This window comes from Pseudomonas putida, from assembly GCF_004357765.1.
In the GTDB taxonomy this organism is placed as follows: Bacteria; Pseudomonadota; Gammaproteobacteria; order Pseudomonadales; family Pseudomonadaceae; genus Aquipseudomonas; species Aquipseudomonas putida_U.
Genome location: NZ_SMTE01000017.1, coordinates 55998 through 78643 on the forward strand (window position 1 = coordinate 55998; position 22646 = coordinate 78643).

Here is a 22646-nt window from a genome sequence, read left to right on the forward strand (position 1 = left end):
CGCCTGCGCACGTGCTGCCTTTGGCAGGTCTTGTGACCTGCCGGGCAAGCGCGTGGGCCGGCGCAGCGGCTTGTCGACCGAAGGAGAGTTGTCGTGAGTGATCTATTGCCCGATGTGCTGGGCCGCAACCGTCAGCAGATGGCGCGTCAGCGGCTGTTGTTGAGCCTTGACCAGCAGAAGCTGTTCAGGGCCATCGATGCCGACCCTGGCATCGTCGGCGCTGGCGTCGTCTACATCGATGCCCAGTACAACGTCATCGTGCTACGTGAATTTCAGCCGATCTGCAGTATCGCGCCCAAGCGCATCATCCTGCAGGAGGCGCCGCCTTATACCTCGCCCGAGCAGTTCATGACCCAGTTGCAGACTGGCGCTCGCGAGCGCAAGGTGGTCAGCGAGGCCGTGAATGCGACCGCCAGCTGTCTGTCTGCAGCTCTGGGCTGGATCGTCATGTTCAGTGGCACCGTTGCCGTGCCGTTCACCGCCGGTGCCAGCCTGACCCTCACCGCCGTGGGTTACGCGGCTGCCGCTGCCGGGACTGGGCAGTGCATGATGGGCGCTTACCGCGTTTACAACGAAATGAACGACCCGGAGCAAAACGACTGGCTCGACAACAACGACACCGTGCAGACTGTGATGGGTATCCTCGATGGTGTCTCGCTGCTGGGCGTCGGCGCCTCGGGCGCGACCACGGTGCGTTTCCTGCAAGTGCGTAAGGCCGCGACCGGTAAAGGCTGGACAGAGCTGTTCCATAACCTCAGCCGCCAGCAACGCAAGGCACTGGCCAAGGAATTATTGCTGATCAAGCACCCGTCGCTCACGGCCAAGCAGCTCAAGCTGCAGCAAGCTGCGGGCACGGCGATCAAGCGTTTTACCCCTACAGAGATCCAGCACGCCACCAAGACCCTTATCCAGGATTCGATCGGCGCGTTGTCTGGCTTTGGCAGCAGTAGCTTCGTGCAATCGGTTGCAGTGGGGCTTTACGAGGAGATCAGCGAGTGACACGTGGCCAGGAACTACAGCGATTTCTTTCCCGTTATTTCGGCGTGTTCATCGCCGAGTTTTTCCTGTCCTGCCTGACATTGGGCGGCACCGTCTCGTTGGTATTCTCCACCTATCTGCGTAGCCCCGACCGCGCGCAGCCCGTCATGGCGCTGGCCCTGGTAGCGGTGGTGAGTGCGGCTTCGCATATCGCCCTGGTGCGCGGCTATGCCTGGGGCGTGCGTGGGGTGATTGGGCTGGTCGTGATTGCGCTTCTCGCCGTGCTGCCGAGCTATGGCTACCGACCGCACATGGGCGGTTACGTCTCGATATTGCTGTTCGGCTTGACGGCGTTGTTGATCGTCAACAGTCAGCGCTACCGAGAGATGCGCGTTCAACTGGTAGAGTACCGGCAGATTCGCAGGGCCAACCGTCAGGCGCTGAAGTGACCACTCTCACTGATACAACGAGGCAATTTTCGATGATATTGCGCCGCCTGCGTACCGGGCTCGGATACCTGTTTTTGCCACTGCTCGCCGCCTGCAACGGGCACAAGGTCGAACGGGTCGTGGTGTATGAGAACAACGTCCATCACTGGCGTATCGAGCACGTGATGGCGCACAACTGGCCAGCGGGCACGCGCCAGTACTACGAAGTGTTCCTGAAGGACCGTTTGCTGATCCTGCCTGCCAAGGTCTTCGACGACGAGCGCGACATCCGCGAATTCATCGCAGCGGGTGGTTTCGATATCAGCAACTGGCGCAACGAAACGATCATCGTGGCGTTCGAGAACATCAAAAAGGGCACCAGCCAGCACCTGATTCGTTCGCTGATGCTGACCCCGGAGTATGCCGAAGGGCAGGTGATCGTGACGGACATGACCAGCCGTATGCAGGTGGTGGTAGAGCGCGTGGAGCCCCCGGTCGAGGCCAAGTAGCCGCATGACCGGCCTACAGACTCACCGCCCTCTTGGTGCACGGCGCTGGCCCTGTAGGAGCGGGTTTACCCGCGAAGGGGCACCTCGATACTCAGAACATCTACGCACCTATGATGGATGCATATTTCCTAAATTTTGTATTTTAATTCCATTATTTATCTTTAAGGCCCATTTTTTTGTGGTTAAAATCCATCTGCAATCGTCTTGTTTCATGCTCTTGGATGGAGGACAGCCCTAGATGCTGGATCTAAGCCTCAGCAAGCCTGCCGAAATCGTCAAACGCCTTTGTGAGCGCTTGCGCAGCGAACGGCTAGCGCAGCGGCTGACGCAAGCTGAGGTCGCTGCACGAGCGGGAATTGCCACCAACACAGTATCCAGTCTGGAGGCAGGGCGCAGCGTCGGCTTCGAGAATCTGGTCCGGATCGCGATGGTGTTAGGGCGTGGACAAGAACTGGAACTGCTGTTCCAGCCTAGAGTGGAAAGTCTCGATGACTTGCAGCGGTACGAAGAGGCTGCCAAGCGTCAGCGTATAAAGCGCAGGCACGACCATGGCTGAGCGTGTGCGTGTCTATTACGAGGGATGGGGCGAGCGCTGGTTGTGGGGAACACTTGCATCCACCAAAGCTATCGCCGGTCGCCCGCAGATCGTTTTTGAGTACAGCGCCGATGCTCAGCAGCGCGGTTTGGAGCTGTCGTCATGGTGGGCCTTCCGGAAATAGAAGAGCCGTTTCTAACGGGAACGGGATTCCGCTGCGAAGCGTTCTTAGCGCTTGTACAAAGCTAACGTCCGTGGGCTGTGTTCACAATATCGTTGGCTGTAGGAAGGGGCTGTAAATGCGTGGCGCGCGGAGGGCACGACGCTTGTACAGTTGTGTTGATGAGATCGAGCGCCGCCCGCGCGGCGCTCGATATCCGCGACGCTGCAACTACCAAGACGAACGCCCAATAAAAAAGGCCACCTCTCGGCAGCCTTTCTTCAATGCTGATTCAACCTGGGAAAATCAATCCCAGCTCAAAGCCCCGCCGGTCTGATACTCGATAACCCGAGTCTCGAAGAAGTTCTTCTCCTTCTTCAAGTCCATGATCTCGCTCATCCATGGGAACGGGTTGTTGGTCCCCGGGTACTCTTCCTTCAGACCAATCTGGGTCAGGCGACGGTTGGCGATGAACTTGAGGTAGTCCTCCATCATCGCCGCGTTCATGCCCAGCACGCCGCGCGGCATGGTGTCACGGGCGTATTCGATCTCCAGCTGGGTCCCTTGCAGGATCATCTGAGTCGCTTCTTCCTTCATCGCCGCGTCCCACAGGTGCGGGTTCTCGATCTTGATCTGGTTGATCACGTCGATACCGAAGTTCAGGTGCATCGACTCGTCACGCAGGATGTACTGGAACTGCTCGGCAACGCCGGTCATCTTGTTGCGGCGACCCATCGACAGGATCTGGGTGAAGCCGCAATAGAAGAAGATGCCTTCCAGTACGCAGTAGTAGGCGATCAGGTTGCGCAGCAGCTCCTTGTCGGTCTCGACGGTGCCGGTGTTGAATTCCGGATCGGAGATGGCGCGGGTGTACTTCAGGCCCCAGGCGGCTTTCTTCGCGACCGATGGGATCTCGTGGTACATGTTGAAGATCTCGCCTTCATCCATGCCCAGCGACTCGATGCAGTACTGGTAGGCGTGGGTGTGGATCGCCTCTTCGAAGGCCTGGCGCAGGATGTACTGGCGGCACTCCGGGTTGGTGATCAGACGGTACACGGCCAGGGCCAGATTGTTGGCGACCAGCGAGTCGGCGGTGGAGAAGAAGCCGAGGTTGCGCATGACGATGCGGCGCTCGTCCTCGGTCAGGCCGTCCTGGCTCTTCCACAGGGCGATGTCGGCGGTCATGTTGACCTCTTGCGGCATCCAGTGGTTGGCGCAGCCGTCGAGGTACTTCTGCCAGGCCCAGTCGTACTTGAACGGTACCAGCTGATTGAGGTCGGCGCGGCAGTTGATCATGCGCTTTTCGTCAACGCGTACGCGGGCCGAGGAACCTTCCAGCTCGGCCAGGCCTTCGGCGATGTCGAGGTCGTTCAGGGCAGCCTTGGCACGCTTGACCGCCTCGGAGTCGTCGGCGGTGGCAGCACGGGCTTCCTGGGCAGCGGCGTCGCCGGCGCTGTCCAGTTTGTCGAGGGTGGCTGCGGCGTTGCCCTGTGGGGCGGCGGCGCCTTTGGCGGCGACTTCGCCGTCTTCCTTGTCGAATTCGTCCCAGCTCAGCATGGTCATTGGCTCCTGCTTGAGGGTCACCCTCGGGTAACCGGTTGGATAGTGAAAATCTGATGCCTGTACGCAAGGCCGTTACGGCGATAGGACAGCTCGAGAGGCTGACTCTCGTTTACATCTGAATGTGTTCTGGCATGTGCCCGGCCATGCCTCGGAAGGGGCCAGGGCGCGCGAACAAAGGGGCGCGAAGTATAACGGAATTCGCTCGGAATCGGGACGCGCAACACGTGCGGACGGGGTAATTTTTCGACCGGTTTTGCGCGCATCCGTTCACGTATCTCGTGTCGTTTTCCACGGGAGGAGAGTGTAGCGGCAAATGTCTGGGTCTACCACATGTAGCGTTGGAATATTTTTAGATCTACTAGATGTTGTGGTTCTACAGACGCAATCGCCGGCAAGCCGGCGTCTGCAGATACCTCGGAGGCCCGGGGTAGCTACCCAATGCCCGGCGGGCAACGCAGGGGGCAAGGTCTCTCGGTGACGCGGATACAAAAATGCCGCGCGGGGCGCCCGTGGGCACCCCGCGCGGCATCAGGCCTTACTGGCAGGCTTCGCAGTCAGGCTCGTCGATCGCGCAGGCCTTCGGCACTGGCGCAGGGCCGGCTGCCTGGACCGGGGCGCTGTCGCCACCGCTGGATACGGCGTTGAGCTTGCCGGTGTTGATGGTCGACTTCTCGGTGCTGGTCGCGGCCAGGGCACGGAGATAGTAGGTGGTCTTCAGACCACGGTACCAGGCCATGCGGTAGGTCACGTCCAGCTTCTTGCCCGAGGCGCCGGCGATGTACAGGTTCAGCGACTGGGCCTGGTCGATCCACTTCTGGCGACGGGAGGCGGCATCGACGATCCACTTGGTCTCGACTTCGAACGCGGTGGCGTACAGGTCCTTCAGCTCTTGCGGGATACGCTCGATCTGCTGAACCGAACCGTCGTAGTACTTCAGGTCGTTGATCATGACCGAGTCCCACAGGCCACGGGCCTTCAGGTCGCGGACCAGGTACGGGTTGATCACGGTGAACTCGCCCGATAGGTTCGACTTCACGTACAGGTTCTGGTAGGTCGGCTCGATGGACTGCGACACGCCGGTGATGTTGGCGATGGTCGCGGTCGGCGCGATGGCCATGATGTTCGAGTTACGGATACCTTTCTTGACGCGCTCGCGCACCGGGGCCCAGTCGAGGCTTTCTTCCAGGTTGACGTCGATGTACTTGGCGCCACGGGCCTCGATCAGGATCTGTTGCGAATCCAGCGGCAGGATGCCCTTGGACCACAGCGAACCCTGGAAGGTCTCGTACGCGCCGCGCTCGTCGGCCAGGTCGCAGGAAGCCTGGATGGCGAAGTAGCTGACCGCTTCCATCGACTTGTCGGCGAACTCGACGGCAGCGTCGGAACCGTAAGGGATGTGCTGCAGGTACAGCGCATCCTGGAAGCCCATGATGCCCAGGCCGACCGGACGGTGCTTGAAGTTCGAGTTACGCGCTTGCGGCACCGAGTAGTAGTTGATGTCGATCACGTTGTCGAGCATGCGCACGGCGGTGTTCACGGTGCGTTGCAGCTTGGCGGTGTCCAGCTTGCCGTCGACAATGTGGTTCGGCAGGTTGATCGAGCCCAGGTTGCAGACCGCGATCTCGTCCTTGTTGGTGTTCAAGGTGATCTCGGTGCACAGGTTCGAGCTGTGGACCACGCCTACGTGCTGCTGCGGCGAACGCAGGTTGCACGGATCCTTGAAGGTCAGCCATGGGTGGCCGGTCTCGAACAGCATCGACAGCATCTTGCGCCACAGGTCTTTGGCCTGGACGGTCTTGAACACCTTGATCTTGTTGTACTCGGTCAGGGCTTCGTAGTACTCGTAGCGCTCTTCGAAGGCCTTGCCGGTCAGGTCGTGCAGGTCTGGCACTTCCGATGGCGAGAACAGGGTCCACTTGCCGTCGTCGAAGACGCGCTTCATGAACAGGTCAGGGATCCAGTTGGCGGTGTTCATGTCGTGGGTACGACGACGATCGTCACCGGTGTTCTTGCGCAGTTCGATGAACTCTTCGATGTCCAGGTGCCAGGTTTCCAGGTAGGCACAGACAGCGCCCTTGCGCTTGCCGCCCTGGTTGACCGCGACGGCGGTGTCGTTGACCACTTTGAGGAACGGTACGACGCCCTGGGACTTGCCGTTGGTGCCCTTGATGTAGGAGCCCAGCGCACGCACCGGAGTCCAGTCGTTGCCCAGGCCACCGGCGAATTTCGACAGCATGGCGTTGTCGTGGATCGCGTGGTAGATGCCCGACAGGTCGTCCGGAACGGTGGTCAGGTAGCAGCTCGACAGCTGCGGACGCAGGGTGCCGGCGTTGAACAGGGTCGGGGTCGAAGCCATGTAGTCGAAGGACGACAACAGGTTGTAGAACTCGATCGCACGGGCTTCCTTGTCTTTCTCTTCCAGCGCCAGGCCCATGGCCACACGCATGAAGAACACCTGCGGCAGCTCGAAGCGCACGCCATCCTTGTGGATGAAGTAGCGATCGTAAAGGGTCTGCAGGCCCAGGTAGGTGAATTGCTGGTCACGCTCGTGGTCGATGGCCTTGCCCAGTTTTTCCAGGTCGTAGTTGGCCAGTGCCGGATCCAGCAGTTCGAACTCGATACCTTTGGCCACGTAGGCCGGCAGGGCCTTGGCGTACAGGTCGGCCATCTCGTGGTGGGTGGCGCTGTCGGCCACGCCCAGGAAGCCCAGGCCTTCGGCACGCAGGGTGTCCATCAGCAGGCGGGCGGTGACGAACGAGTAGTTCGGCTCGCGCTCGACCAGGGTACGGGCGGTCATCACCAGGGCGGTGTTGACGTCCTTCAAGGCCACGCCGTCGTACAGGTTCTTCAGGGTGTCGCGCTGGATCAGGCCGCCATCGACTTCGGCCAGGCCTTCGCAGGCTTCGCTGATGATGGTGTTCAGGCGGGCCATGTCGAGCGGCGCCAGGCTGCCGTCGGCCAGGGTGATGCGAATGCTCGGGTGCGGCTCGACCACGCTGTCGGTGGCGACGCGGGTGGCGCGCTCCTTGGCGCGTTGCTCGCGGTAGATCACGTAGTCGCGAGCGACCTTCTGCTCGCCGGCGCGCATCAGGGCCAGTTCGACCTGGTCCTGGATTTCTTCGATGTGGATGGTGCCACCCGATGGCATGCGACGCTTGAACGTGGCAGTGACCTGCTCGGTCAGGCGCGCGACGGTGTCGTGGATGCGCGACGAGGCAGCGGCGGTGCCGCCTTCAACTGCGAGGAACGCCTTGGTGATGGCCACGGTGATCTTGTCGTCGGTATAGGGGACGACAGTGCCGTTGCGCTTGATCACGCGCAGTTGGCCAGGGGCGGTGGCAGCCAGATCCTGATGGGCATCGGCGGCCTGCGGCACCTTGGCCTGCGAGTTCTCGCGAGTTGTGTCGGTTTGCATGGGTGGGTGTCTCCACAGTTTCTATATTGTTCAGGCGCGTTGTGCGCGCCCACCGTTCCGTCCACTTGCTCGATGGCCAGCCGGGGGATGCGGCATGCACGCGCATCCACCCGCTCGGGCGTACCGACTTCGGGACAGATCAGGAATGAGGGGCAAAAAACCTGCCGCTCCCTGGCCGAAGTCAAATGCTGTCGGGACCGGACAGGGCCGGGCCAAAAGCTGTTGCTCTTAATGCTTCCGCTGGAGCGGTTTGGCTGACGGAACCACGTAAAACCTTGCGAGAAATTTCGCTTGAATTTCTCCGCCGGCTGGTGTTGGCGATGGTGAGCCAAACCCAATATCTAGTGGTTCGTTGCGATAGGGATACAAGATAATGCGGTCTTGGGGCCTTTGCAAGGCAATCGCCTGTGGATAACTTGTGCGTACTTTGTGAGTGAAGAGTGGGTATTCGCTGTAGGCCTTGTACCAAGAGGTTTGCGCTATTTTTCTCTGCTTCGTCGAGCCAGTGCAGTTTTTTTCGGGCGCGAACCCTATCACAAAAAACGGTTCAGTCGAGGGGGCCGTGCGGCGGCTTGGCAGTGCCCTGGGCAGCCCTTAGTATCCTGGGCATATATTGCTCTTTGGTTAAACGATCATCGTCGCTTGTGCTGGGCCCTTCGCGGGTAAACCCGCTCCTACAGGTACTGCGCCGTTCCCAGCGGGCGGTGACCATCCTGTAGGAGCGGGTTTACCCGCGAAGGGGCCAGCACCGGCAATAGAACAACAAAAGGCACGAAGCCATGGCGCACCCCGCACCCCGCATCCTCATCGTCGAAGACGACCCCCGCCTGGCCGAGCTCACCGCCGAGTACCTGCAGGCCAACGCCTTCGAGGTGACCATCGAGCACGATGGTGCCCGCGCCGTGCGCCGGATCCTCGACAGCCAGCCCGACCTGGTGGTGCTCGACCTGATGCTCCCCGGCGAGGACGGTCTGAGCATCTGCCGACGGGTCCGCGGCCAGTATCCCGGGCCGATTCTCATGCTCACCGCCCGCAGCGATGAACTCGACCAAGTGCAGGGCCTGGACCTGGGCGCTGACGACTATGTGTGCAAACCGGTGCGTCCGCGCCTGCTGCTGGCGCACCTCCAGGCCTTGCTGCGGCGCAGCGAACCGGCCCAGGCCAGGGAGCAGGCGCTGGCCTTCGGCGCACTGCGCATCGACAGCCGCTTGCGCGAGGCCTGGTTGGGCGAGCAGCCGATCGAGCTCACCGGAGCCGAATTCGACCTGCTCTGGCTGCTGGCCAGCAATGCCGGCAAGGTGCTCTCGCGCGAGCAGATCTTCACCGCGCTGCGCGGCGTCGGCTATGACGGCCAGGACCGCTCCATCGATGTGCGAATCTCGCGCATCCGCCCGCGCATCGGCGACGACCCGGACCACCCACGGCTGATCAAGACCCTGCGCGGCAAGGGCTACCTGTTCGTCGGCGATGCCCCATGAACAACTCGATCTTCCTGCGTATCTATGGCGGCATGCTCGCCGTGCTGGTGCTGGTCGCCTTGCTGGGTGTGCTCAGCCTGCACCTGGTCAACGAAGTGCGTACGGCCCAACACCGCGAACGCCTGGCCCAGGGGACCTTCAGCCTGATGGCTGACAACCTGGCGCAGCAGAACGACACCGAGCGCAAGCGCTCGCTGCTGATGTGGAAACGGCTGCTCGGTGTGCCGCTGGCGCTGCAGCCGATGTCGGCGCGCAGCCTCGATGGCGGACAGCGCGCCCGCCTGAATCGTGGCCAGGTGGTGGTGCTGGAGACCGGGCCGCATGCCGTGACGGTCCTGCGCAAGGTCGGCCAACAGGACCTGTTGCTGGTGGCGCAGATCAAGCAGGTGAGCGAGCAGTTGGCCCGCGCTACGTTGTACCTGCTGGCCGACGAGCTGGTGCGCTACCCGGTGACCGAGCAGCAGCAACGCCTGGCGCAGCTCCGCCAGAGCAAGGGTTTCGGCTTCGGCGTGGCCCTGACGCGGCTGGAGCGGGTCGGCCTGGACGATGATCAGCGACGGCGGGTGGAGGAGGGCGACACGGTCATGGCCCTGGGCCCGGAAGGTGATGCCGTGCGCGTGTTCGCAGGCCTGCCGGGCTCGCCCTGGGTGCTGGAAATCGGGCCGCTGCAGCCGCTTAACCCCTATCCGCCGCAGCTGTTGATCCTCATCACGTTCCTCGGCCTGTGTCTGATCGGCCTGGTGGTGTACTTGCTGGTGCGGCAACTGGAACGGCGGGTGTCGGGCCTGGAGATCGCTGCCACGCGCATCGCCCAAGGTAGCCTGGATACCCGCGTGCCCGCGGGCGATGCCGACTCGGTAGGGCGCCTGGCCGCAGCCTTCAACCGTATGGCCGAGCACCTGCAACGTTCACTGAACATGCAGCGCGAGCTGGTGCGGGCGGTGTCCCACGAGTTGCGCACGCCAGTGGCGCGGTTGCGTTTCGGCCTGGAGATGATCGAAAGCGCAACTTCCGACCAGACCCGCGCCAAGCACCTCGCCGGCATGGATGGGGATATCCAGGACCTCGACCGGTTGGTCGACGAGATGCTCACCTACGCCCGGCTGGAGCAGGGCGCACCAGCGCTGAAGTTCGAGCGGGTGGATCTCGATGCCTTGTTCGATCGGGTGATCGACGAGCTGGCCCCGCTCAATGCTCAGGTCCGGCTGCTGCGTGGCAGTTGCCAGGCCCATGGCAGCGAGCCGGCCTGGGTCGAGGCCGAGCCACGTTACCTGCACCGTGCCCTGCAGAATCTGGTCAGCAACGCCTTGCGCCATGCCCGCAGCGAGGTGCGCCTGAGCTATCAGTTGGGCCAGCAGCGTTGCCGGATCGATGTGCAGGACGACGGCCCGGGTATACCTGAAGGCTTCTGGGACCGGATCTTCACGCCCTTCACCCGCCTCGACGACAGCCGTACCCGTGCCTCCGGTGGGCACGGCCTGGGCCTGTCTATCGTGCGGCGGATCATCTATTGGCACGCCGGTCGTGCTTCGGTGGGGCGCAGTGCCGAGCTGGGAGGCGCTTGTTTCAGCCTCGACTGGCCCCGCGAGCAGGCGTCGGCCTAGAGGCTAAACGCTGACCAGGCTGAGCAGGTGGCCGTCGTGCACGTTGAACTGGGCCTGCAACTCGACGCCGTAGCGCCATTCTGGCGACAGGTCGGTGAGCAGGCGCAGGCGCGCCTGGCCGTCTGCGCACCACGTCAGCACTTCGGCATGTTCGAAGTAGAAGCGCTGGCGGGTCAGGGGATAGAGGGCCTTGAACAGGCTTTCCTTGAGCGAGAAGGTCAAGGTGACGGCCATGGCCAGTTGGCTGTGGTCCAGGCGTTCGACCTCCGCTGGCGTGAGGATTTCGCCCAGCAGCCGCTCGGCCCGGGCTTCGTCGAGCAGTGCCTCCTGGTCCAGACCCAGGCCCCGGCAACTGCCCTCGGCGGCAACCACGGCGGCAGCCCAGCCCTTGCCATGGGTGATCGAGCCGTGGATACCCGCCGGCCAGATCGGTGCGCGATCCTCGTCGGTGCCCGGGACGTAATCGCGACCATCCAGGCGCTGCAGGGCGGCGCGGGCACAGACACGCCCGGCCAGATACTCGGCCTGGCGCTTGGCCACCGAGCGCTGCAGGCTGGTGCTGGGCGTGATGCCGGCGCGTTGGAAGTCGTCGGCGGCCAGGTGGGCCGGGTCGAAGCCGCAACTGACCAGCACTGCACCGGGCAGTGGCTGGGGCAATGGCCAATGGTACTGGAGCGGGGAACAGCAAGCGGGGAGTGTGTTCATGGCGGTTATTGTGCCAGCCGTGGGGCTGCAAGGCAGCCCCGGCAAGGTTCAGTCGAACGCCTGCTTGAAGAAGGCCTGCATGTCCGCCCAGGACTTCTCGTCCGCTTCTTTGTTGTAGCCGATGTCCGGTCCGCCATGCTCGCCGTGGCTCAGGCGGTCGGCATCCGGGTTGCTGAAGCCGTGCTTGGCGCCGGGTAGGCTGACGAACCGATAGTCGACCTTCGCGGCATCCATTTCCGCCTTGAAGGCTGCAACCTGCTGTTCGGTAACCATGCTGTCCGCCGCCCCATGTTCCACCAGGATCTTGGCCCTGACCACGCCAGGCTTGGCTGGGGTCTGGGTGGCCAGGGCGCCATGGAAGCTCACCACACCGTCGAGCTTCTCGCCCCGGCGTGCGGCATCCAGTACCACCTTGCCGCCGAAGCAATAGCCAATGGCACCCAATTGGTGCTTGTTGGTGTTGGGTTGCAGCTTGAGCAAATCCAGCCCGGCGTCGAAACGCCTGGCTGCCGCTTGCGGGTCTTTCAACGCCGCGGCCATGAATGCCTGGGCATCGGCAGGGTGCTCGGTGTTCTTGCCGTCGCCGTACATGTCGATCGCCAGCGCGTTGTAGCCAAGTGCGGCGAGGTCGCGGGCGCGGCGCTTGGCGTAGTCGTTCAGCCCCCACCATTCATGCACCACGACGATGCCGGGGCGTTTGCCCTCGATGGCGTCGTCGTAGGCATAGTAGCCGATCAGCGCGTTGCCGTCGGCGTCCTGGTAGCGGATTTCGCGGGTCTGCACCGCCGCCTGGGCGAGCGGGACGAGGCAAATCAGGGTCAAGGCCAGCAGGGCACGCATGTTCACGCTCCAGGTTCGGTAAAAGTCGACGGTCGTTTCGTTCAGCCAAGGTTCAGCCGGGGTTCAGCCGCGGTTCAGGGGGCCTTCCTTACTCTAGCTTCACACACAGACATCGCCCACTACGGAGTGCCAACCATGAAAACCCTGTCCTCATTGATCGCCGCCCTGGCCGTTTGCGCCGCTGGCATGACCACCGCCCAGGCCGCCGACGACAATTTCGCCAGCCTGACCTACGGCCAGACCAGCGACAAAGTGAAGAAGTCCGGTCTGCTGCAGCGCAATACCGACAACCTGAACGCCGACGGCATCATCGGCAAGGACGATACCTGGGGCGTGCGCGTCGGTAAGATCAATGACGAACGCCGCTACTACATGACCTACGACAACGTCTCCGGTGACCACAGTGGCCTCAAGTTGCGCCAGGAAAACCTGCTCGGCAGCTACGATGTGTTCCTGCCGGTAGGCGACACCACCAAGCTGTTCGGCGGCGGCACCGCCGGTATCACCAAGCTGACCCAGGACTCGCCCGGCATGAGCCGTGACAAAGACTATGGCTATGCGGTCGGCCTGCAGGCCGGTGTGATTCAGGAGATCACCGACAAAGCCTCGGTAGAGCTGGGCTATCGTTACCTGCGCAGCAACGCCGCCACCGAAGTGGGCGAGCACGGTGGGCCCAAGGCTGGCACCCTGCGTCTGACCAGCAGCGCGCAAACTTACCTGTCGGCCAACTACAAGTTCTGAGCCGCTTCACAGGGTAATCTGTAGAGGCCTGAATGCCGGTGAGCCGGCTGCGAGGCTTCTACAGGCCATTATGAAAGGAGAATGGCATGAAATTGCTGGTGGTCGAGGATGAAGCCCTGCTGCGCCATCACCTCTATACCCGACTCGGCGAAAGTGGCCACGTGGTGCAGGCGGTGGGCGATGCCGAAGAGGCGCTGTACCAGGCCGGGCAATACCATTTCGACCTCGCCGTGATCGACCTGGGCTTGCCCGGCATGAGCGGCCTGGAGCTGATCGGCCAGTTGCGCAGCCAGGACCAGACCTTTCCCATCCTCATTCTCACTGCCCGCGGCAACTGGCAGGACAAGGTCGAAGGCCTGGCGGCCGGTGCCGACGACTATCTGGTCAAACCCTTCCAGTTCGAAGAGCTGGAGGCGCGGCTGAACGCCTTGCTGCGTCGCTCCAGCGGATTCACCCAGTCGACCATCGCCGCCGGCCCACTGCTGCTGGACCTCAACCGCAAGCAGGCGACGTTGGATGAGCAGCCATTGGCGCTGACCGCCTACGAATACCGCATCCTCGAGTACCTCATGCGCCATCACCAGCAGGTCGTGGCCAAGGACCGCCTGATGGAGCAGCTCTATCCGGATGACGAGGAGCGTGATCCCAACGTCATCGAAGTGCTGGTCGGTCGCTTGCGGCGCAAACTCGAGGGTGAGCACGGTTTCAAGCCCATCGACACGGTCCGTGGCATGGGCTACCTGTTCACCGAGCGCTGCCGATGATCCGCTCGCTACGCGTACGCCTGATGCTGGCCGGCACCGTGTTGGCGCTGTTGTTCATGCTGGCCATGCTGCCGGCACTGCAGAAGGCGTTCAGCCTGGCCTTGCAGGAGTCGATCGAGCAGCGCCTGGCCTCGGACGTGACCACGCTGATTTCCGCCGCGCGTATCGAGCATGCCCAACTGCAGATGCCCGAAACGCTCCCGGACGAGCGCTACAACCTGCCCTATACCGGCCTGCTCGGCTACATCTTCGACCGCGACGGGCAATTGGTGTGGCGCTCGAAGGCCACCGTCGACAAGCACATCAACTATCGCCCCCGCTACGATGGGCGTGGCAACGAGTTCGCACGCATTCACCAGGACGATGGCGAGGAATTCTTCGTCTACGACGTCGAGGTCAAATTGCTCGGTGGGCAAAGCGCAGCCTACAGCATCGTCGCCCTGCAGCCGGTGCGCGAATACGAACACACGCTCCAGGGCCTGCGCGACGACCTCTACCTGGGGTTTGGCGCCGCGTTGCTGACCTTGCTGGCGCTGCTCTGGGCGGGACTGACCTGGGCCTTGCGCTCGTTGCGCCGGCTCAGTGTGGAGCTGGACGAAGTCGAGTCCGGGGCCCGCGATGGCTTGAGCCGCGAACACCCGCGTGAGTTGTTGCGCCTGACCGGCTCGCTGAACCGCCTGTTGCACAGCGAGCGTGAACAGCGTCAACGCTACCGGGATTCGCTCGGCGATCTGGCTCACAGTCTGAAAACCCCGCTGGCGGTCTTGCAGGGGGTGGGTGAAAGCATGGGCCAGCGCGGCGCAGAGCGGGAGCAGGCGCGGGTCCTGCAGACCCAGATCGAGCGCATGAGCCAGCAAATCGACTACCAGCTCCAACGCGCCAGCTTGCGCAAGAGCGGCCTGGTGCGTCATTCGGTGCAACTGCGTCCGGTGCTCGACAGCCTGTGCAGCACGTTGAGCAAGGTCTATCGCGACAAGCGCGTGCAGGTCGACATCGAGGTGCCGCAACAGGCCCAGGTGCCGATGGAGCGCGGCGCACTGTTGGAACTGCTCGGCAACCTCCTGGAAAACGCCTACCGACTGAGCCTGGGGCAAGTGCGCGTAAGTTTGGAGCAAGCCCCTGGTCGGCTGGTGCTGGCGGTGGAGGATGACGGGCCGGGCGTGCCGGTCGACCAGCGCGAACGGATTCTCGAACGCGGCGAGCGGCTGGACCGGCAGCATCCGGGGCAGGGCATCGGCCTGGCAGTGGTCAAGGATATCGTCGAGAGCTATGACGCCCAGTTGAGCCTGGAGGATTCGCCGCTGGGCGGGGCGGCGTTCCGCATCACCTTTCACCTGGATTGATTCCTACCCTTAACGACCCGGGCCTGTCGGGCGGAATCCCGCCATCTGCCCTGTACCAATTCCGCCATCGGGCGGAAATCCGCCACATCTTCTCCAGCAAATCGCCCTGTCTCGGGGCATTTTCCCCTTGTAAATACGGCCTCTGCACCCTCGATGGGCATTTTGGCATCGCCCTTGCTATCTCTCTGGCAGAGGCCTGCCCAGGCAGCTCGAACACAACGACAAATCCCCCCAAGTGCAGGGGGGTTAGCGATTCAGGTGCCGCCACCCTGGGAAGGGTGAAACCGGCACACTTGAGGAAAATCAGCCATGACGACTCGTCAGCCGCTTTACAAATCTCTGTATGTCCAGGTGTTGCTCGCCATCACCATCGGCATCCTGCTCGGCCACTTCTATCCCGAAACCGGCGTCGCCCTGAAACCGCTGGGTGATGGTTTCGTCAAACTGATCAAGATGGTCATCGCGCCCATCATCTTCTGTACCGTGGTCAGCGGCATCGCTGGCATGCAGAGCATGAAGTCGGTCGGCAAGACCGGCGGCTACGCGCTGCTGTACTTTGAAATCGTCTCCACCATCGCCCTGATCATCGGCCTGGTCGTGGTCAACGTGATCAAGCCAGGCGCTGGCATGCACATCGACGTCAGCACCCTGAACGCCAGTAGCGTGGCCGCCTATGCCGCCGCCGGCGCGCAGCAGACCACGGTCGGCTTCCTGCTCAACGTCATCCCCAACACTGTGGTCGGCGCCTTCGCCAACGGCGATATCCTGCAAGTGCTGATGTTCTCGGTGCTGTTCGGCTTCGCCCTGCACCGCCTGGGCAGCTACGGCAAGCCGGTGCTGGACCTGATCGACCGCTTCGCCCATGTCATGTTCAACATCATCAACATGATCATGAAGCTGGCTCCGGTCGGTGCATTCGGTGCCATGGCCTTCACCATCGGCCAGTACGGCGTGGGTTCGCTGGTGCAACTGGGCTACCTGATGGCCTGCTTCTACATCACCTGCCTGCTGTTCGTGCTGGTGGTGCTGGGCGGTATCTGCCGTGCCCACGGCTTCAGCGTAATCAAGCTGATTCGCTACATCCGTGAAGAACTGCTGATCGTGCTGGGGACCTCCTCGTCGGAATCGGCCCTGCCACGCATGCTGGCCAAGATGGAGCGCCTGGGCGCGAAGAAGTCGGTGGTCGGCCTGGTGATTCCGACCGGTTATTCGTTCAACCTCGACGGTACCTCGATCTACCTGACCATGGCTGCGGTGTTCATCGCCCAGGCCACCGACACGCCGATGGACATCACCCATCAGATCACCCTGCTGCTGGTGCTGCTGGTGGCCTCCAAGGGTGCTGCGGGCGTGACCGGTTCGGGCTTCATCGTCCTGGCCGCTACCCTGTCGGCCGTCGGTCACCTGCCGGTTGCCGGCCTGGCGCTGATCCTGGGTATCGACCGCTTCATGTCCGAAGCCCGCGCCCTGACCAACCTGGTCGGCAACGCTGTGGCCACCGTGGTCGTGGCCAAGTGGGTGAAAGAGATGGACGACGACAAGCTGGCCTCCGAGTTGGCTTCCGGTGGTGCGCCGCTGGAGCTGAACGTGCCGACCGATGATCTGGGTGTCGCAGAGGTCCCGGTTCGTTGATCGTATTGCAGTGCTGAAGAAGGCGACCCTCGGGTCGCCTTTTTCATGTCTGGGATTCTTTCAACGGCGCATCGGGCCCTTTCGCGGGCTTACCCGCGAATGAGGTCGATCATTCGACGCGGGTCTCGCCGCTGTACACCAGGATCTCCCGGCACCGCCGGCACAGATAGCGCCGTCCTTGGCGCACCAGCTTGTGGCGCTGGGCGGTGAAAGGGAAATCGCTTTCCGGGCACGGACAGCGATAGATGTAGCGGGTCACCACGCGCCGCTGGACTTCATAGTTATGGCAACGATTTGGCGGCAGTTCGTACACCCCGCGCATGATCAGCTGCCATTCCTCGCCATGGGCCTGGATGCGCTCGCCGAACAATTGATGGGCCACCAGGTGCGCCACTTCATGGGCCACGGTCTGGCGCAGGAAGTCTTCCTGGTTGTCGCGGTACAGCTGTAGATTGAAACGCAGCAGGTTCTCGTGCAGGTGCGCGACGCCAGCTTTCTGGCCGCGTAGCTTGAAGCTGATTTCCGGGCGCGGGAACGGGCGTTTGAAGAAGGCTTCGGCTTGCTGGTAACAGGTTTCGACGCGTTGCTTGAGCAGCTCGGGCATGGCGGGGTAGTTCTCCTCGATCGGCAATTATGCCGCAAGCTCCCGTCACCTGCCGAGCCGCTGGTCAGCGCACAGTCAAAGGCCGCTTTGCAGCGGCCCCTGGCATGATGCTCCAGTGTCGGTCGATCTGTTCTGTACAACGCTAGTTGGTATAGACGGGCCCCACGCCCAGTCCCCAGATGATCACGGTCGCGGCCATGATCGCCACCAGTACCACCAGCCCCACTGCCAGCACCGAGCTGGAAAACAGGAAGCCTTCATCCGATGGAATGTTCATGAAGGTCGGCAAGCCGACATACAGCAGGTACACGGTGTAGCAGATGGCTGCGGTACCGACCACCATGCCCAACCACAGGTGCGGGTAAAGCGCTGCGAGCCCGCCGAGGAACAGTGGGGTGGCGGTGTAGGTGGCGAAAGCGATGCACTGGGCCATGGATGGGTTCGCGTCATAGGTACGCGCCATCCAGTGGATGAACGCCCCCATCACCGCCACGCCGGCGAGCATCGCCAGATAGGACATGATGCTCATCCACAGCGCGCTCTCCATGGTCAGCATCACCGCTGGCCGTTCGCCGATCACCCAGCCCACCTGGGTCGTGCCGATAAACGCGGAGACGGCAGGGATCGCCGCCAAAATCAAAGTATGGGTCAGGTACATGTGGCTGATGCTTTCTTCCTCGCCACGAATCTCCCGCCACTCCTGATCCGGATGGGTAAACAGCCCCACTACGTGATGAATCATGCCGGTCACTCCTCTCAGTGTTGCCAATCGCCCCCCAATGGAGCGCAAGCGGCCCGAGGCCAGGACACCGATACAAAGCGGTAATGTGGCCTTATGAGGCAGTATAGGAAGCCGTACCCGGCACAAACCCGGCTTTTTAGAGCAAATTGCGCTGTCAGCGCTCGGTCTGATTCCCTTGAAGTCTTTGACGGAATGCCTACAGCATCGCGCCGTTTGTGCGTAAAATACCCGCCTTTTGTCACACCTCGCGGATTCAAGCGCTATGGGCACCCTCTCGGTCAACCAGAACAAACTGCAAAAACGCCTGCGTCGTCTCGCCGGCGAAGCCATCACCGACTACAACATGATCGAGGATGGTGACAAGGTCATGGTCTGCCTGTCCGGCGGCAAGGACAGCTACACCATGCTCGACGTTCTGTTGCACCTGCAGAAGGTGGCACCGATCAAGTTCGACATCGTCGCCGTGAACATGGACCAGAAGCAGCCAGGCTTCCCCGAGCACGTGCTGCCGGCGTACCTGAAGGAACTGGGTGTCGAGTACCACATCGTCGAGAAGGACACCTATTCGGTGGTCAAGGAACTGGTGCCGGAGGGCAAGACCACCTGCTCGCTGTGCTCGCGTCTGCGTCGCGGCACCCTGTACACCTTCGCCGACGAGATCGGTGCGACCAAGATGGCCCTGGGGCACCACCGCGACGACATCGTCGAGACGTTCTTCCTCAACATGTTCTTCAACGGCTCGCTCAAGGGCATGCCGCCGAAGCTGCGTGCCGACGATGGCCGCAACGTGGTGATCCGCCCGCTGGCGTATTGCAGCGAAAAGGACATCCAGGCCTATTCGGACATGAAGGAATTCCCGATCATCCCATGCAACCTGTGCGGCTCCCAGGAAAACCTGCAGCGTCAGGTGGTCAAGGACATGCTGGTCGAGTGGGAGCGCAAGCATCCGGGCCGTACCGAGAGCATCTTCCGCGCCTTGCAGAACGTCGCGCCGTCGCAACTGGCCGACCGCAACCTGTTCGACTTCACCAGCCTGAAGATCGACGAGAGCGCCACCCCGCGCTTCCTCGACGTACTGAACATCTGAGCCCATGCGCGACTACCAGTGGCTGCATGAATACTGCCTGAACCGCTTCGGCTCGGCCCAGGCCCTCGAGGCCTTCCTGCCGCAGCCGCGCACCGCGGCGCAGTTACGTGACATCAGCGATGATCGCTATCTGTCGACCTTGGCCCTGCGCGTGTTCCGCGCCGGGCTCAAGCACAGTCTGGTGGATGCCAAGTGGCCGGCGTTCGAGCAGGTGTTCTTTGGCTTCGATCCGGAGAAGGTGGTGCTGATGGGGGCCGAGCATCTGGAGCGGCTGATGCAGGACGAGCGCATCATCCGCCACCTGGGCAAGCTCAAGAGCGTGCCGCGCAACGCCCAGATGGTCCTCGACGTGGCCAAGGAAAACGGCAGCTTCGGTGCATTCATTGCCGATTGGCCGGTGACCGACATCGTCGGCCTGTGGAAGTACCTGGCCAAGCATGGCAATCAGCTGGGTGGGCTGTCGGCGCCACGCTTCCTGCGCATGGTCGGCAAGGATACCTTCATCCCTACCGAGGACATGGCGGCTGCGCTGATCGCGCAGAAGGTGATCGACAAGCAACCCACCAGCCAGCGCGACCTGGCGCTGGTGCAGCAGGCGTTCAACCAGTGGCACGAAGAGAGCGGGCGACCGCTGTGCCAGTTGTCGGTGATGCTGGCGCATACCGTCAACCATTGAGTCCTGTGTCGTCTTCTTCGCGGGCAAGCCCGCGAAGAAACTAACTCCCTTCGCCCACCATGCGCCGCTCGAACTGAAACTTCCAGCGCACGTACAGCAACCCGCTGACGAACAACCCCAGGCTGACCAGCACCTCGACCCAGCCAAACAAGGCCCGTGCCGGATCGAACGCCGCCAGCACGCCTTTGATGAAGTAGATGTTCACTACGAAGCAGGTCCAGGCATGTGCCCGGGCGCTGCCTATCAGCATGCCGGGCAGCAACAGCACCAAGGGCACCAGCTCGATCGCCAGGATCACCTCGACCCGTGCACCGTGCAGGTTGGCGAACCAGAGGTTGTTCACCACCAACAGGGCGATCAGGCCCAGGAAGAACGCCAGACTCAGCGCCCGTGTCAGGCGCAGTCGCGGTGCCAGCCACTCCAGCGCCGGCAACACCTTGGGCTTTCTAGCCACGCGCGGCCTCCAGGGCCTTGGCGGTGTTCGCAAGGCGTTGGCCCAAGGCGCGGCACAGGGCGATTTCATGCGGGTCCAGTTCACGTTTGCCGTCGGCCCCGGCGTGGTGGCTGGCACCATAGGGTGTGCCGCCACCGCGGGTCTCGAGCAAGGCCGATTCGCTGTACGGCAGACCCATCACCAGCATGCCGTGGTGCATCAGCGGCAGCATCATCGACAGCAGGGTGGTTTCCTGGCCACCGTGCAGGCTGGCAGTGGAGGTGAACACCCCGGCCGGTTTGCCCACCAGTTCGCCCCCCAGCCACAGGCTGCTGGTGCCATCGAGGAAGTATTTGAGTGGCGCCGCCATGTTGCCGAAACGGGTCGGACTACCCAGCACCAGGCCGGCGCAGTGACGCAGATCGTCGAGAGTAGCGTAAAGCGCACCGCTGGCCGGGATATCCGGCGCGACTGCCTCGCACTCGGTGGATATCGCCGGCACGGTGCGCAGGCGCGCTTCCAGACCGGCCATTTCAATGCCGCGGGCGATGTGCCGGGCCATCTCGCTGGTCGAGCCGTGACGGCTGTAATACAGCACCAGGATGTAGGGTTCGCTCATGGCAGCAGCTCCAGGACTTTCTCCGGCGGACGACCGATCACGGCCTTGTCACCGGCCACCAGGATGGGGCGCTCGATGAGCTTGGGGTGTTCGACCATGGCAGCGATGAGTTGCGCGTCGCTCAGCGCCGGGTCGGCCAGGTTCAGTGCCTTGTATTCGTCCTCGCCGGTGCGCAGCAACTGGCGCGGGGCGATGCCCAGCTTGGCGAGCAGCGCCTTGAGGGTGGGGGCGTCGGGCGGGGTTTCGAGGTAGCGCACGATGGTCGGCGTCAGGCCACGGGCTTCGAGCAGTTCCAGCGCGCCGCGGGATTTGGAGCAGCGCGGGTTATGATAGAGCGTCAGGTCGGTCATGTCGGTTCGCATCCAGCGGGGTGTGGCGGCTATTCTAACCATTGCGACTGACCCTTTCGCTTGAAACTTCGAGAAGGATTGACCCATGGCAAGGCGTTTGGCAGCAGTATTGGCCATCACCGCGAGCCTGTTGCTCGGTGGTTGCGGTGCCGACTACGGCGTGGACCAGCACGGCAACACGGTAAAGGCCGAACAGATCGACGGGCACTGGCTGGTGCTCAACTATTGGGCGGAATGGTGCGGTCCGTGCCGGACCGAGATTCCCGAACTGAACACCGCAGCCAAGCAGTGGGAGGGGCAGGGCATCAAGGTGGTGGGGGTGAACTTCGATGGCTTGCAGGGCCAGGACCTGAAACAGGCTGCCGACACCCTGGGCATCGGTTTCACCGTGCTCGCCCAGGACCCGGCCGAGCGCTACGACCTGCCGCGCAGCGAGGCGCTGCCGGTGACCTACATCATCGATGACAAGGGCAAGGTGCGTGAGCAACTGATGGGCGAGCAGACCCTGGAAGGGCTGCAGGCCAAGATCAAGGCGCTCAAGGGGGCCTGAAGCTTGCTGGGGCCGCATAGCGGCCCCAATCATTCTCAGCCTTCTTCAGGCCAGAACCGCAGCGGTTTACCCGTGGCCGGCCAGAAGCGCAATTGCTCGGTTGGCGATACATCCCAGCGCTGCACGGTTTCCAAGGCCTGCAGGAAGCGTGCTTCCTGTTCCATCAACGCCGGGGCGCAGAGCTTGCGGGTCTTGCCGACCTTGCCGAAGCTCAGATGCTCGCCGTCCAGGGTGTAGGACGCGAACCAGTGGTTGCAGCCGCCATTGCCGTACGCGCGGCCATCGCTGTCCAGGTTCAGGGTCAGGTGGCTGTAATCGATCAGCGGACGTTCGCCGATCCACTCCAGCACGTAACTGCGCTCCTGCTCGAGCTTGGACGGTTCGGCAGCGCAGCCGAGCAGGCCAGTGGCGATCAGCGCGCCGGTCAGGACATGCTTCACTTGGCGCTCTCCTGGCAACGAGGACACAGGTGTTTTTCACCGTGGCTGGCCCAGCCCAGTTCGGCGATGCGCGCGGTCGCGGCCGGCTGACGGGCTTTTTTCCCGAGCTTGGCGTCGACGGCGAATTCGAAGTCCAGCAGCGCTTCGCAGCTGTCGCAGGCGACCTGCCAGTTGAGGATCTCCAGCTCGTTGAACACCGGGCCCGTGGCCACGGCGACCCACTGACCCCGTGGGTTGATCAGGTGGCGCACGCTTTCCACGGTCAGGCGCATGGCCAGGTCCTTGCTGCCCTTGAGGGTGACCAGCAGGACGTCGCCCTTGTGCATCGAGCCACCATTGCCGGTGACCTGGTAGCGCCCTGGTACCAGTGCCCGGCACTCGATCAGGGTGTGTTGCGGATTGAAGAGGGTGTAACGGAAATCGTGCTCGACCATGGGTCCTCCAGAAATG

Annotated in this window: 24 protein-coding genes and 1 pseudogene; 14 read left to right on the forward strand and 11 right to left on the reverse strand. The window is 62.7% G+C overall.

What is annotated here, in order from left to right:
- Window positions 1-93: 93 nt before the first annotated feature.
- The 5 genes and pseudogenes from E2H86_RS22520 to E2H86_RS22540 all read left to right on the forward strand — a co-directional run.
- On the forward strand, window positions 94-999 hold the full coding sequence (locus E2H86_RS22520; protein WP_439958290.1) for an NAD synthetase: 906 nt from the start codon (window positions 94-96) through the stop codon (window positions 997-999).
- Window positions 996-1427: a hypothetical protein gene (locus tag E2H86_RS22525; protein ID WP_133331729.1), complete on the forward strand. Its 432-nt coding sequence runs from the start codon at window positions 996-998 to the stop codon at window positions 1425-1427. Before E2H86_RS22520 ends, E2H86_RS22525 begins: the two co-directional genes overlap by 4 nt.
- Window positions 1428-1459: 32 nt before the next feature.
- Window positions 1460-1915 carry a hypothetical protein gene (locus E2H86_RS22530; RefSeq protein ID WP_133331730.1) on the forward strand — a complete coding sequence of 152 codons (456 nt, stop codon included), beginning with the start codon at window positions 1460-1462 and terminating at the stop codon, window positions 1913-1915.
- Between the two features lie 238 nt (window positions 1916-2153).
- Window positions 2154-2471 carry a helix-turn-helix domain-containing protein gene (locus E2H86_RS22535; protein WP_133331731.1) on the forward strand — a complete coding sequence of 106 codons (318 nt, stop codon included), beginning with the start codon at window positions 2154-2156 and terminating at the stop codon, window positions 2469-2471.
- Window positions 2464-2616: pseudogene (locus E2H86_RS22540) on the forward strand (type II toxin-antitoxin system HipA family toxin); the annotation flags it as partial. The gene E2H86_RS22535 and the pseudogene E2H86_RS22540, both read left to right, overlap by 8 nt.
- A 300-nt stretch (window positions 2617-2916) precedes the next feature.
- On the opposite strand, the gene E2H86_RS22545 reads toward E2H86_RS22540, so the two are convergent.
- Both E2H86_RS22545 and E2H86_RS22550 read right to left on the reverse strand, forming a co-directional pair.
- Window positions 2917-4167, reverse strand: a complete 1251-nt coding sequence (locus tag E2H86_RS22545; protein WP_133331732.1) for a ribonucleotide-diphosphate reductase subunit beta — start codon at window positions 4165-4167, stop codon at window positions 2917-2919.
- A 541-nt stretch (window positions 4168-4708) separates the two neighbouring features.
- Complete coding sequence (locus E2H86_RS22550) at window positions 4709-7588, reverse strand: ribonucleoside-diphosphate reductase subunit alpha (RefSeq protein ID WP_133331733.1); 2880 nt, start codon at window positions 7586-7588, stop codon at window positions 4709-4711.
- 779 nt (window positions 7589-8367) lie between these two features.
- Here E2H86_RS22550 and E2H86_RS22555 point away from each other — a divergent pair.
- Both E2H86_RS22555 and E2H86_RS22560 read left to right on the forward strand, forming a co-directional pair.
- Window positions 8368-9066, forward strand: coding sequence for a response regulator transcription factor (locus E2H86_RS22555; RefSeq protein ID WP_133331734.1), 699 nt, complete (start codon window positions 8368-8370; stop codon window positions 9064-9066).
- Window positions 9063-10670 (forward strand): ATP-binding protein, encoded by a 1608-nt coding sequence (locus E2H86_RS22560; RefSeq protein WP_133331735.1) that lies wholly within the window; start codon window positions 9063-9065, stop codon window positions 10668-10670. The genes E2H86_RS22555 and E2H86_RS22560 overlap by 4 nt, the downstream gene beginning before the upstream one ends.
- A 3-nt stretch (window positions 10671-10673) precedes the next feature.
- Here the strand turns inward: E2H86_RS22560 and E2H86_RS22565 are convergent, their stop codons facing one another.
- A complete protein-coding gene (locus E2H86_RS22565) occupies window positions 10674-11375 on the reverse strand; it encodes a 4'-phosphopantetheinyl transferase family protein (protein ID WP_133331736.1) in 702 nt (233 codons plus the stop codon).
- Window positions 11376-11423: 48 nt separating this feature from the next.
- Window positions 11424-12215 carry a dienelactone hydrolase family protein gene (locus E2H86_RS22570; protein WP_133331737.1) on the reverse strand — a complete coding sequence of 264 codons (792 nt, stop codon included), beginning with the start codon at window positions 12213-12215 and terminating at the stop codon, window positions 11424-11426.
- Between the two features lie 135 nt (window positions 12216-12350).
- On the opposite strand from E2H86_RS22570, the gene E2H86_RS22575 reads away from it, so the two are divergent.
- The 4 genes from E2H86_RS22575 (at window position 12351) to E2H86_RS22590 (ending at window position 16695) form a co-directional block, all read left to right on the forward strand.
- A complete protein-coding gene (locus E2H86_RS22575) occupies window positions 12351-12956 on the forward strand; it encodes an outer membrane beta-barrel protein (protein ID WP_133331738.1) in 606 nt (201 codons plus the stop codon).
- An 86-nt stretch (window positions 12957-13042) separates the two neighbouring features.
- Entirely contained in the window at window positions 13043-13720 is a 678-nt protein-coding gene (locus tag E2H86_RS22580; RefSeq protein WP_133331739.1) for a response regulator, read from the forward strand.
- Window positions 13717-15063, forward strand: coding sequence for an ATP-binding protein (locus tag E2H86_RS22585; RefSeq protein ID WP_133331740.1), 1347 nt, complete (start codon window positions 13717-13719; stop codon window positions 15061-15063). The genes E2H86_RS22580 and E2H86_RS22585 overlap by 4 nt, the downstream gene beginning before the upstream one ends.
- A gap of 309 nt (window positions 15064-15372) precedes the next feature.
- A complete protein-coding gene (locus E2H86_RS22590) occupies window positions 15373-16695 on the forward strand; it encodes a dicarboxylate/amino acid:cation symporter (protein WP_133331741.1) in 1323 nt (440 codons plus the stop codon).
- A gap of 109 nt (window positions 16696-16804) precedes the next feature.
- Here the strand turns inward: E2H86_RS22590 and E2H86_RS22595 are convergent, their stop codons facing one another.
- On the reverse strand, window positions 16805-17299 hold the full coding sequence (locus E2H86_RS22595; RefSeq protein WP_133331742.1) for a SprT family zinc-dependent metalloprotease: 495 nt from the start codon (window positions 17297-17299) through the stop codon (window positions 16805-16807).
- A gap of 142 nt (window positions 17300-17441) precedes the next feature.
- Window positions 17442-18041 carry a Yip1 family protein gene (locus E2H86_RS22600; protein ID WP_133331743.1) on the reverse strand — a complete coding sequence of 200 codons (600 nt, stop codon included), beginning with the start codon at window positions 18039-18041 and terminating at the stop codon, window positions 17442-17444.
- 262 nt (window positions 18042-18303) lie between these two features.
- Here E2H86_RS22600 and ttcA point away from each other — a divergent pair, with 262 nt between their 5' ends.
- Both ttcA and E2H86_RS22610 read left to right on the forward strand, forming a co-directional pair.
- Window positions 18304-19128 (forward strand): tRNA 2-thiocytidine(32) synthetase TtcA, encoded by an 825-nt coding sequence (gene ttcA, locus E2H86_RS22605; RefSeq protein WP_133331744.1) that lies wholly within the window; start codon window positions 18304-18306, stop codon window positions 19126-19128.
- 4 nt (window positions 19129-19132) lie between these two features.
- Window positions 19133-19804 carry a DNA-3-methyladenine glycosylase I gene (locus E2H86_RS22610; RefSeq protein WP_133331745.1) on the forward strand — a complete coding sequence of 224 codons (672 nt, stop codon included), beginning with the start codon at window positions 19133-19135 and terminating at the stop codon, window positions 19802-19804.
- Between the two features lie 40 nt (window positions 19805-19844).
- Here E2H86_RS22610 and E2H86_RS22615 read toward each other — a convergent pair whose 3' ends face one another.
- The 3 genes from E2H86_RS22615 to arsC are packed head-to-tail and all read right to left on the reverse strand — an operon-like array spanning window position 19845 to window position 21206.
- Entirely contained in the window at window positions 19845-20258 is a 414-nt protein-coding gene (locus E2H86_RS22615) for a DUF2069 domain-containing protein (RefSeq protein ID WP_133331746.1), read from the reverse strand.
- Window positions 20251-20856 (reverse strand): NAD(P)H:quinone oxidoreductase, encoded by a 606-nt coding sequence (gene wrbA, locus E2H86_RS22620; RefSeq protein WP_133331747.1) that lies wholly within the window; start codon window positions 20854-20856, stop codon window positions 20251-20253. The genes E2H86_RS22615 and wrbA overlap by 8 nt, the downstream gene beginning before the upstream one ends.
- The gene (arsC, locus tag E2H86_RS22625; RefSeq protein WP_133331748.1) at window positions 20853-21206 is read right to left on the reverse strand and encodes an arsenate reductase (glutaredoxin); all 354 of its coding nucleotides are present in this window, start codon (window positions 21204-21206) and stop codon (window positions 20853-20855) included. The genes wrbA and arsC overlap by 4 nt, the downstream gene beginning before the upstream one ends.
- 85 nt (window positions 21207-21291) lie before the next feature.
- Here arsC and E2H86_RS22630 point away from each other — a divergent pair, with 85 nt between their 5' ends.
- Window positions 21292-21756: a TlpA disulfide reductase family protein gene (locus E2H86_RS22630; protein ID WP_133331749.1), complete on the forward strand. Its 465-nt coding sequence runs from the start codon at window positions 21292-21294 to the stop codon at window positions 21754-21756.
- Window positions 21757-21791: 35 nt separating this feature from the next.
- On the opposite strand, the gene E2H86_RS22635 is transcribed toward E2H86_RS22630, so the two are convergent.
- A complete protein-coding gene (locus tag E2H86_RS22635; protein ID WP_133331750.1) occupies window positions 21792-22196 on the reverse strand; it encodes an META domain-containing protein in 405 nt (134 codons plus the stop codon).
- The gene (locus tag E2H86_RS22640; RefSeq protein ID WP_133331751.1) at window positions 22193-22630 is read right to left on the reverse strand and encodes a hypothetical protein; all 438 of its coding nucleotides are present in this window, start codon (window positions 22628-22630) and stop codon (window positions 22193-22195) included. The genes E2H86_RS22635 and E2H86_RS22640 overlap by 4 nt, the downstream gene beginning before the upstream one ends.
- Between the last annotated feature and the right edge of the window lie 16 nt (window positions 22631-22646).

Excerpts from the sequence above, each read along its gene's own strand:
- E2H86_RS22630 (WP_133331749.1), top strand. The coding sequence starts at position 21,292 with ATGGCAAGGCGTTTGGCAGCAGTATTGGCCATCACCGCGAGCCTGTTG.
- E2H86_RS22585 (WP_133331740.1), top strand. The coding sequence starts at position 13,717 with ATGATCCGCTCGCTACGCGTACGCCTGATGCTGGCCGGCACCGTGTTG.
- E2H86_RS22580 (WP_133331739.1), top strand. The coding sequence starts at position 13,043 with ATGAAATTGCTGGTGGTCGAGGATGAAGCCCTGCTGCGCCATCACCTC.
- E2H86_RS22595 (WP_133331742.1), bottom strand. The coding sequence starts at position 17,299 with ATGCCCGAGCTGCTCAAGCAACGCGTCGAAACCTGTTACCAGCAAGCC.
- E2H86_RS22590 (WP_133331741.1), top strand. The coding sequence starts at position 15,373 with ATGACGACTCGTCAGCCGCTTTACAAATCTCTGTATGTCCAGGTGTTG.
- E2H86_RS22550 (WP_133331733.1), bottom strand. The coding sequence starts at position 7,588 with ATGCAAACCGACACAACTCGCGAGAACTCGCAGGCCAAGGTGCCGCAG.
- E2H86_RS22560 (WP_133331735.1), top strand. The coding sequence starts at position 9,063 with ATGAACAACTCGATCTTCCTGCGTATCTATGGCGGCATGCTCGCCGTG.
- E2H86_RS22600 (WP_133331743.1), bottom strand. The coding sequence starts at position 18,041 with ATGATTCATCACGTAGTGGGGCTGTTTACCCATCCGGATCAGGAGTGG.
- E2H86_RS22535 (WP_133331731.1), top strand. The coding sequence starts at position 2,154 with ATGCTGGATCTAAGCCTCAGCAAGCCTGCCGAAATCGTCAAACGCCTT.
- arsC (WP_133331748.1), bottom strand. The coding sequence starts at position 21,206 with ATGACCGACCTGACGCTCTATCATAACCCGCGCTGCTCCAAATCCCGC.
- E2H86_RS22530 (WP_133331730.1), top strand. The coding sequence starts at position 1,460 with ATGATATTGCGCCGCCTGCGTACCGGGCTCGGATACCTGTTTTTGCCA.
- E2H86_RS22565 (WP_133331736.1), bottom strand. The coding sequence starts at position 11,375 with ATGAACACACTCCCCGCTTGCTGTTCCCCGCTCCAGTACCATTGGCCA.
- E2H86_RS22575 (WP_133331738.1), top strand. The coding sequence starts at position 12,351 with ATGAAAACCCTGTCCTCATTGATCGCCGCCCTGGCCGTTTGCGCCGCT.
- ttcA (WP_133331744.1), top strand. The coding sequence starts at position 18,304 with ATGGGCACCCTCTCGGTCAACCAGAACAAACTGCAAAAACGCCTGCGT.
- E2H86_RS22610 (WP_133331745.1), top strand. The coding sequence starts at position 19,133 with ATGCGCGACTACCAGTGGCTGCATGAATACTGCCTGAACCGCTTCGGC.
- E2H86_RS22640 (WP_133331751.1), bottom strand. The coding sequence starts at position 22,630 with ATGGTCGAGCACGATTTCCGTTACACCCTCTTCAATCCGCAACACACC.
- E2H86_RS22545 (WP_133331732.1), bottom strand. The coding sequence starts at position 4,167 with ATGCTGAGCTGGGACGAATTCGACAAGGAAGACGGCGAAGTCGCCGCC.
- wrbA (WP_133331747.1), bottom strand. The coding sequence starts at position 20,856 with ATGAGCGAACCCTACATCCTGGTGCTGTATTACAGCCGTCACGGCTCG.
- E2H86_RS22555 (WP_133331734.1), top strand. The coding sequence starts at position 8,368 with ATGGCGCACCCCGCACCCCGCATCCTCATCGTCGAAGACGACCCCCGC.
- E2H86_RS22570 (WP_133331737.1), bottom strand. The coding sequence starts at position 12,215 with ATGCGTGCCCTGCTGGCCTTGACCCTGATTTGCCTCGTCCCGCTCGCC.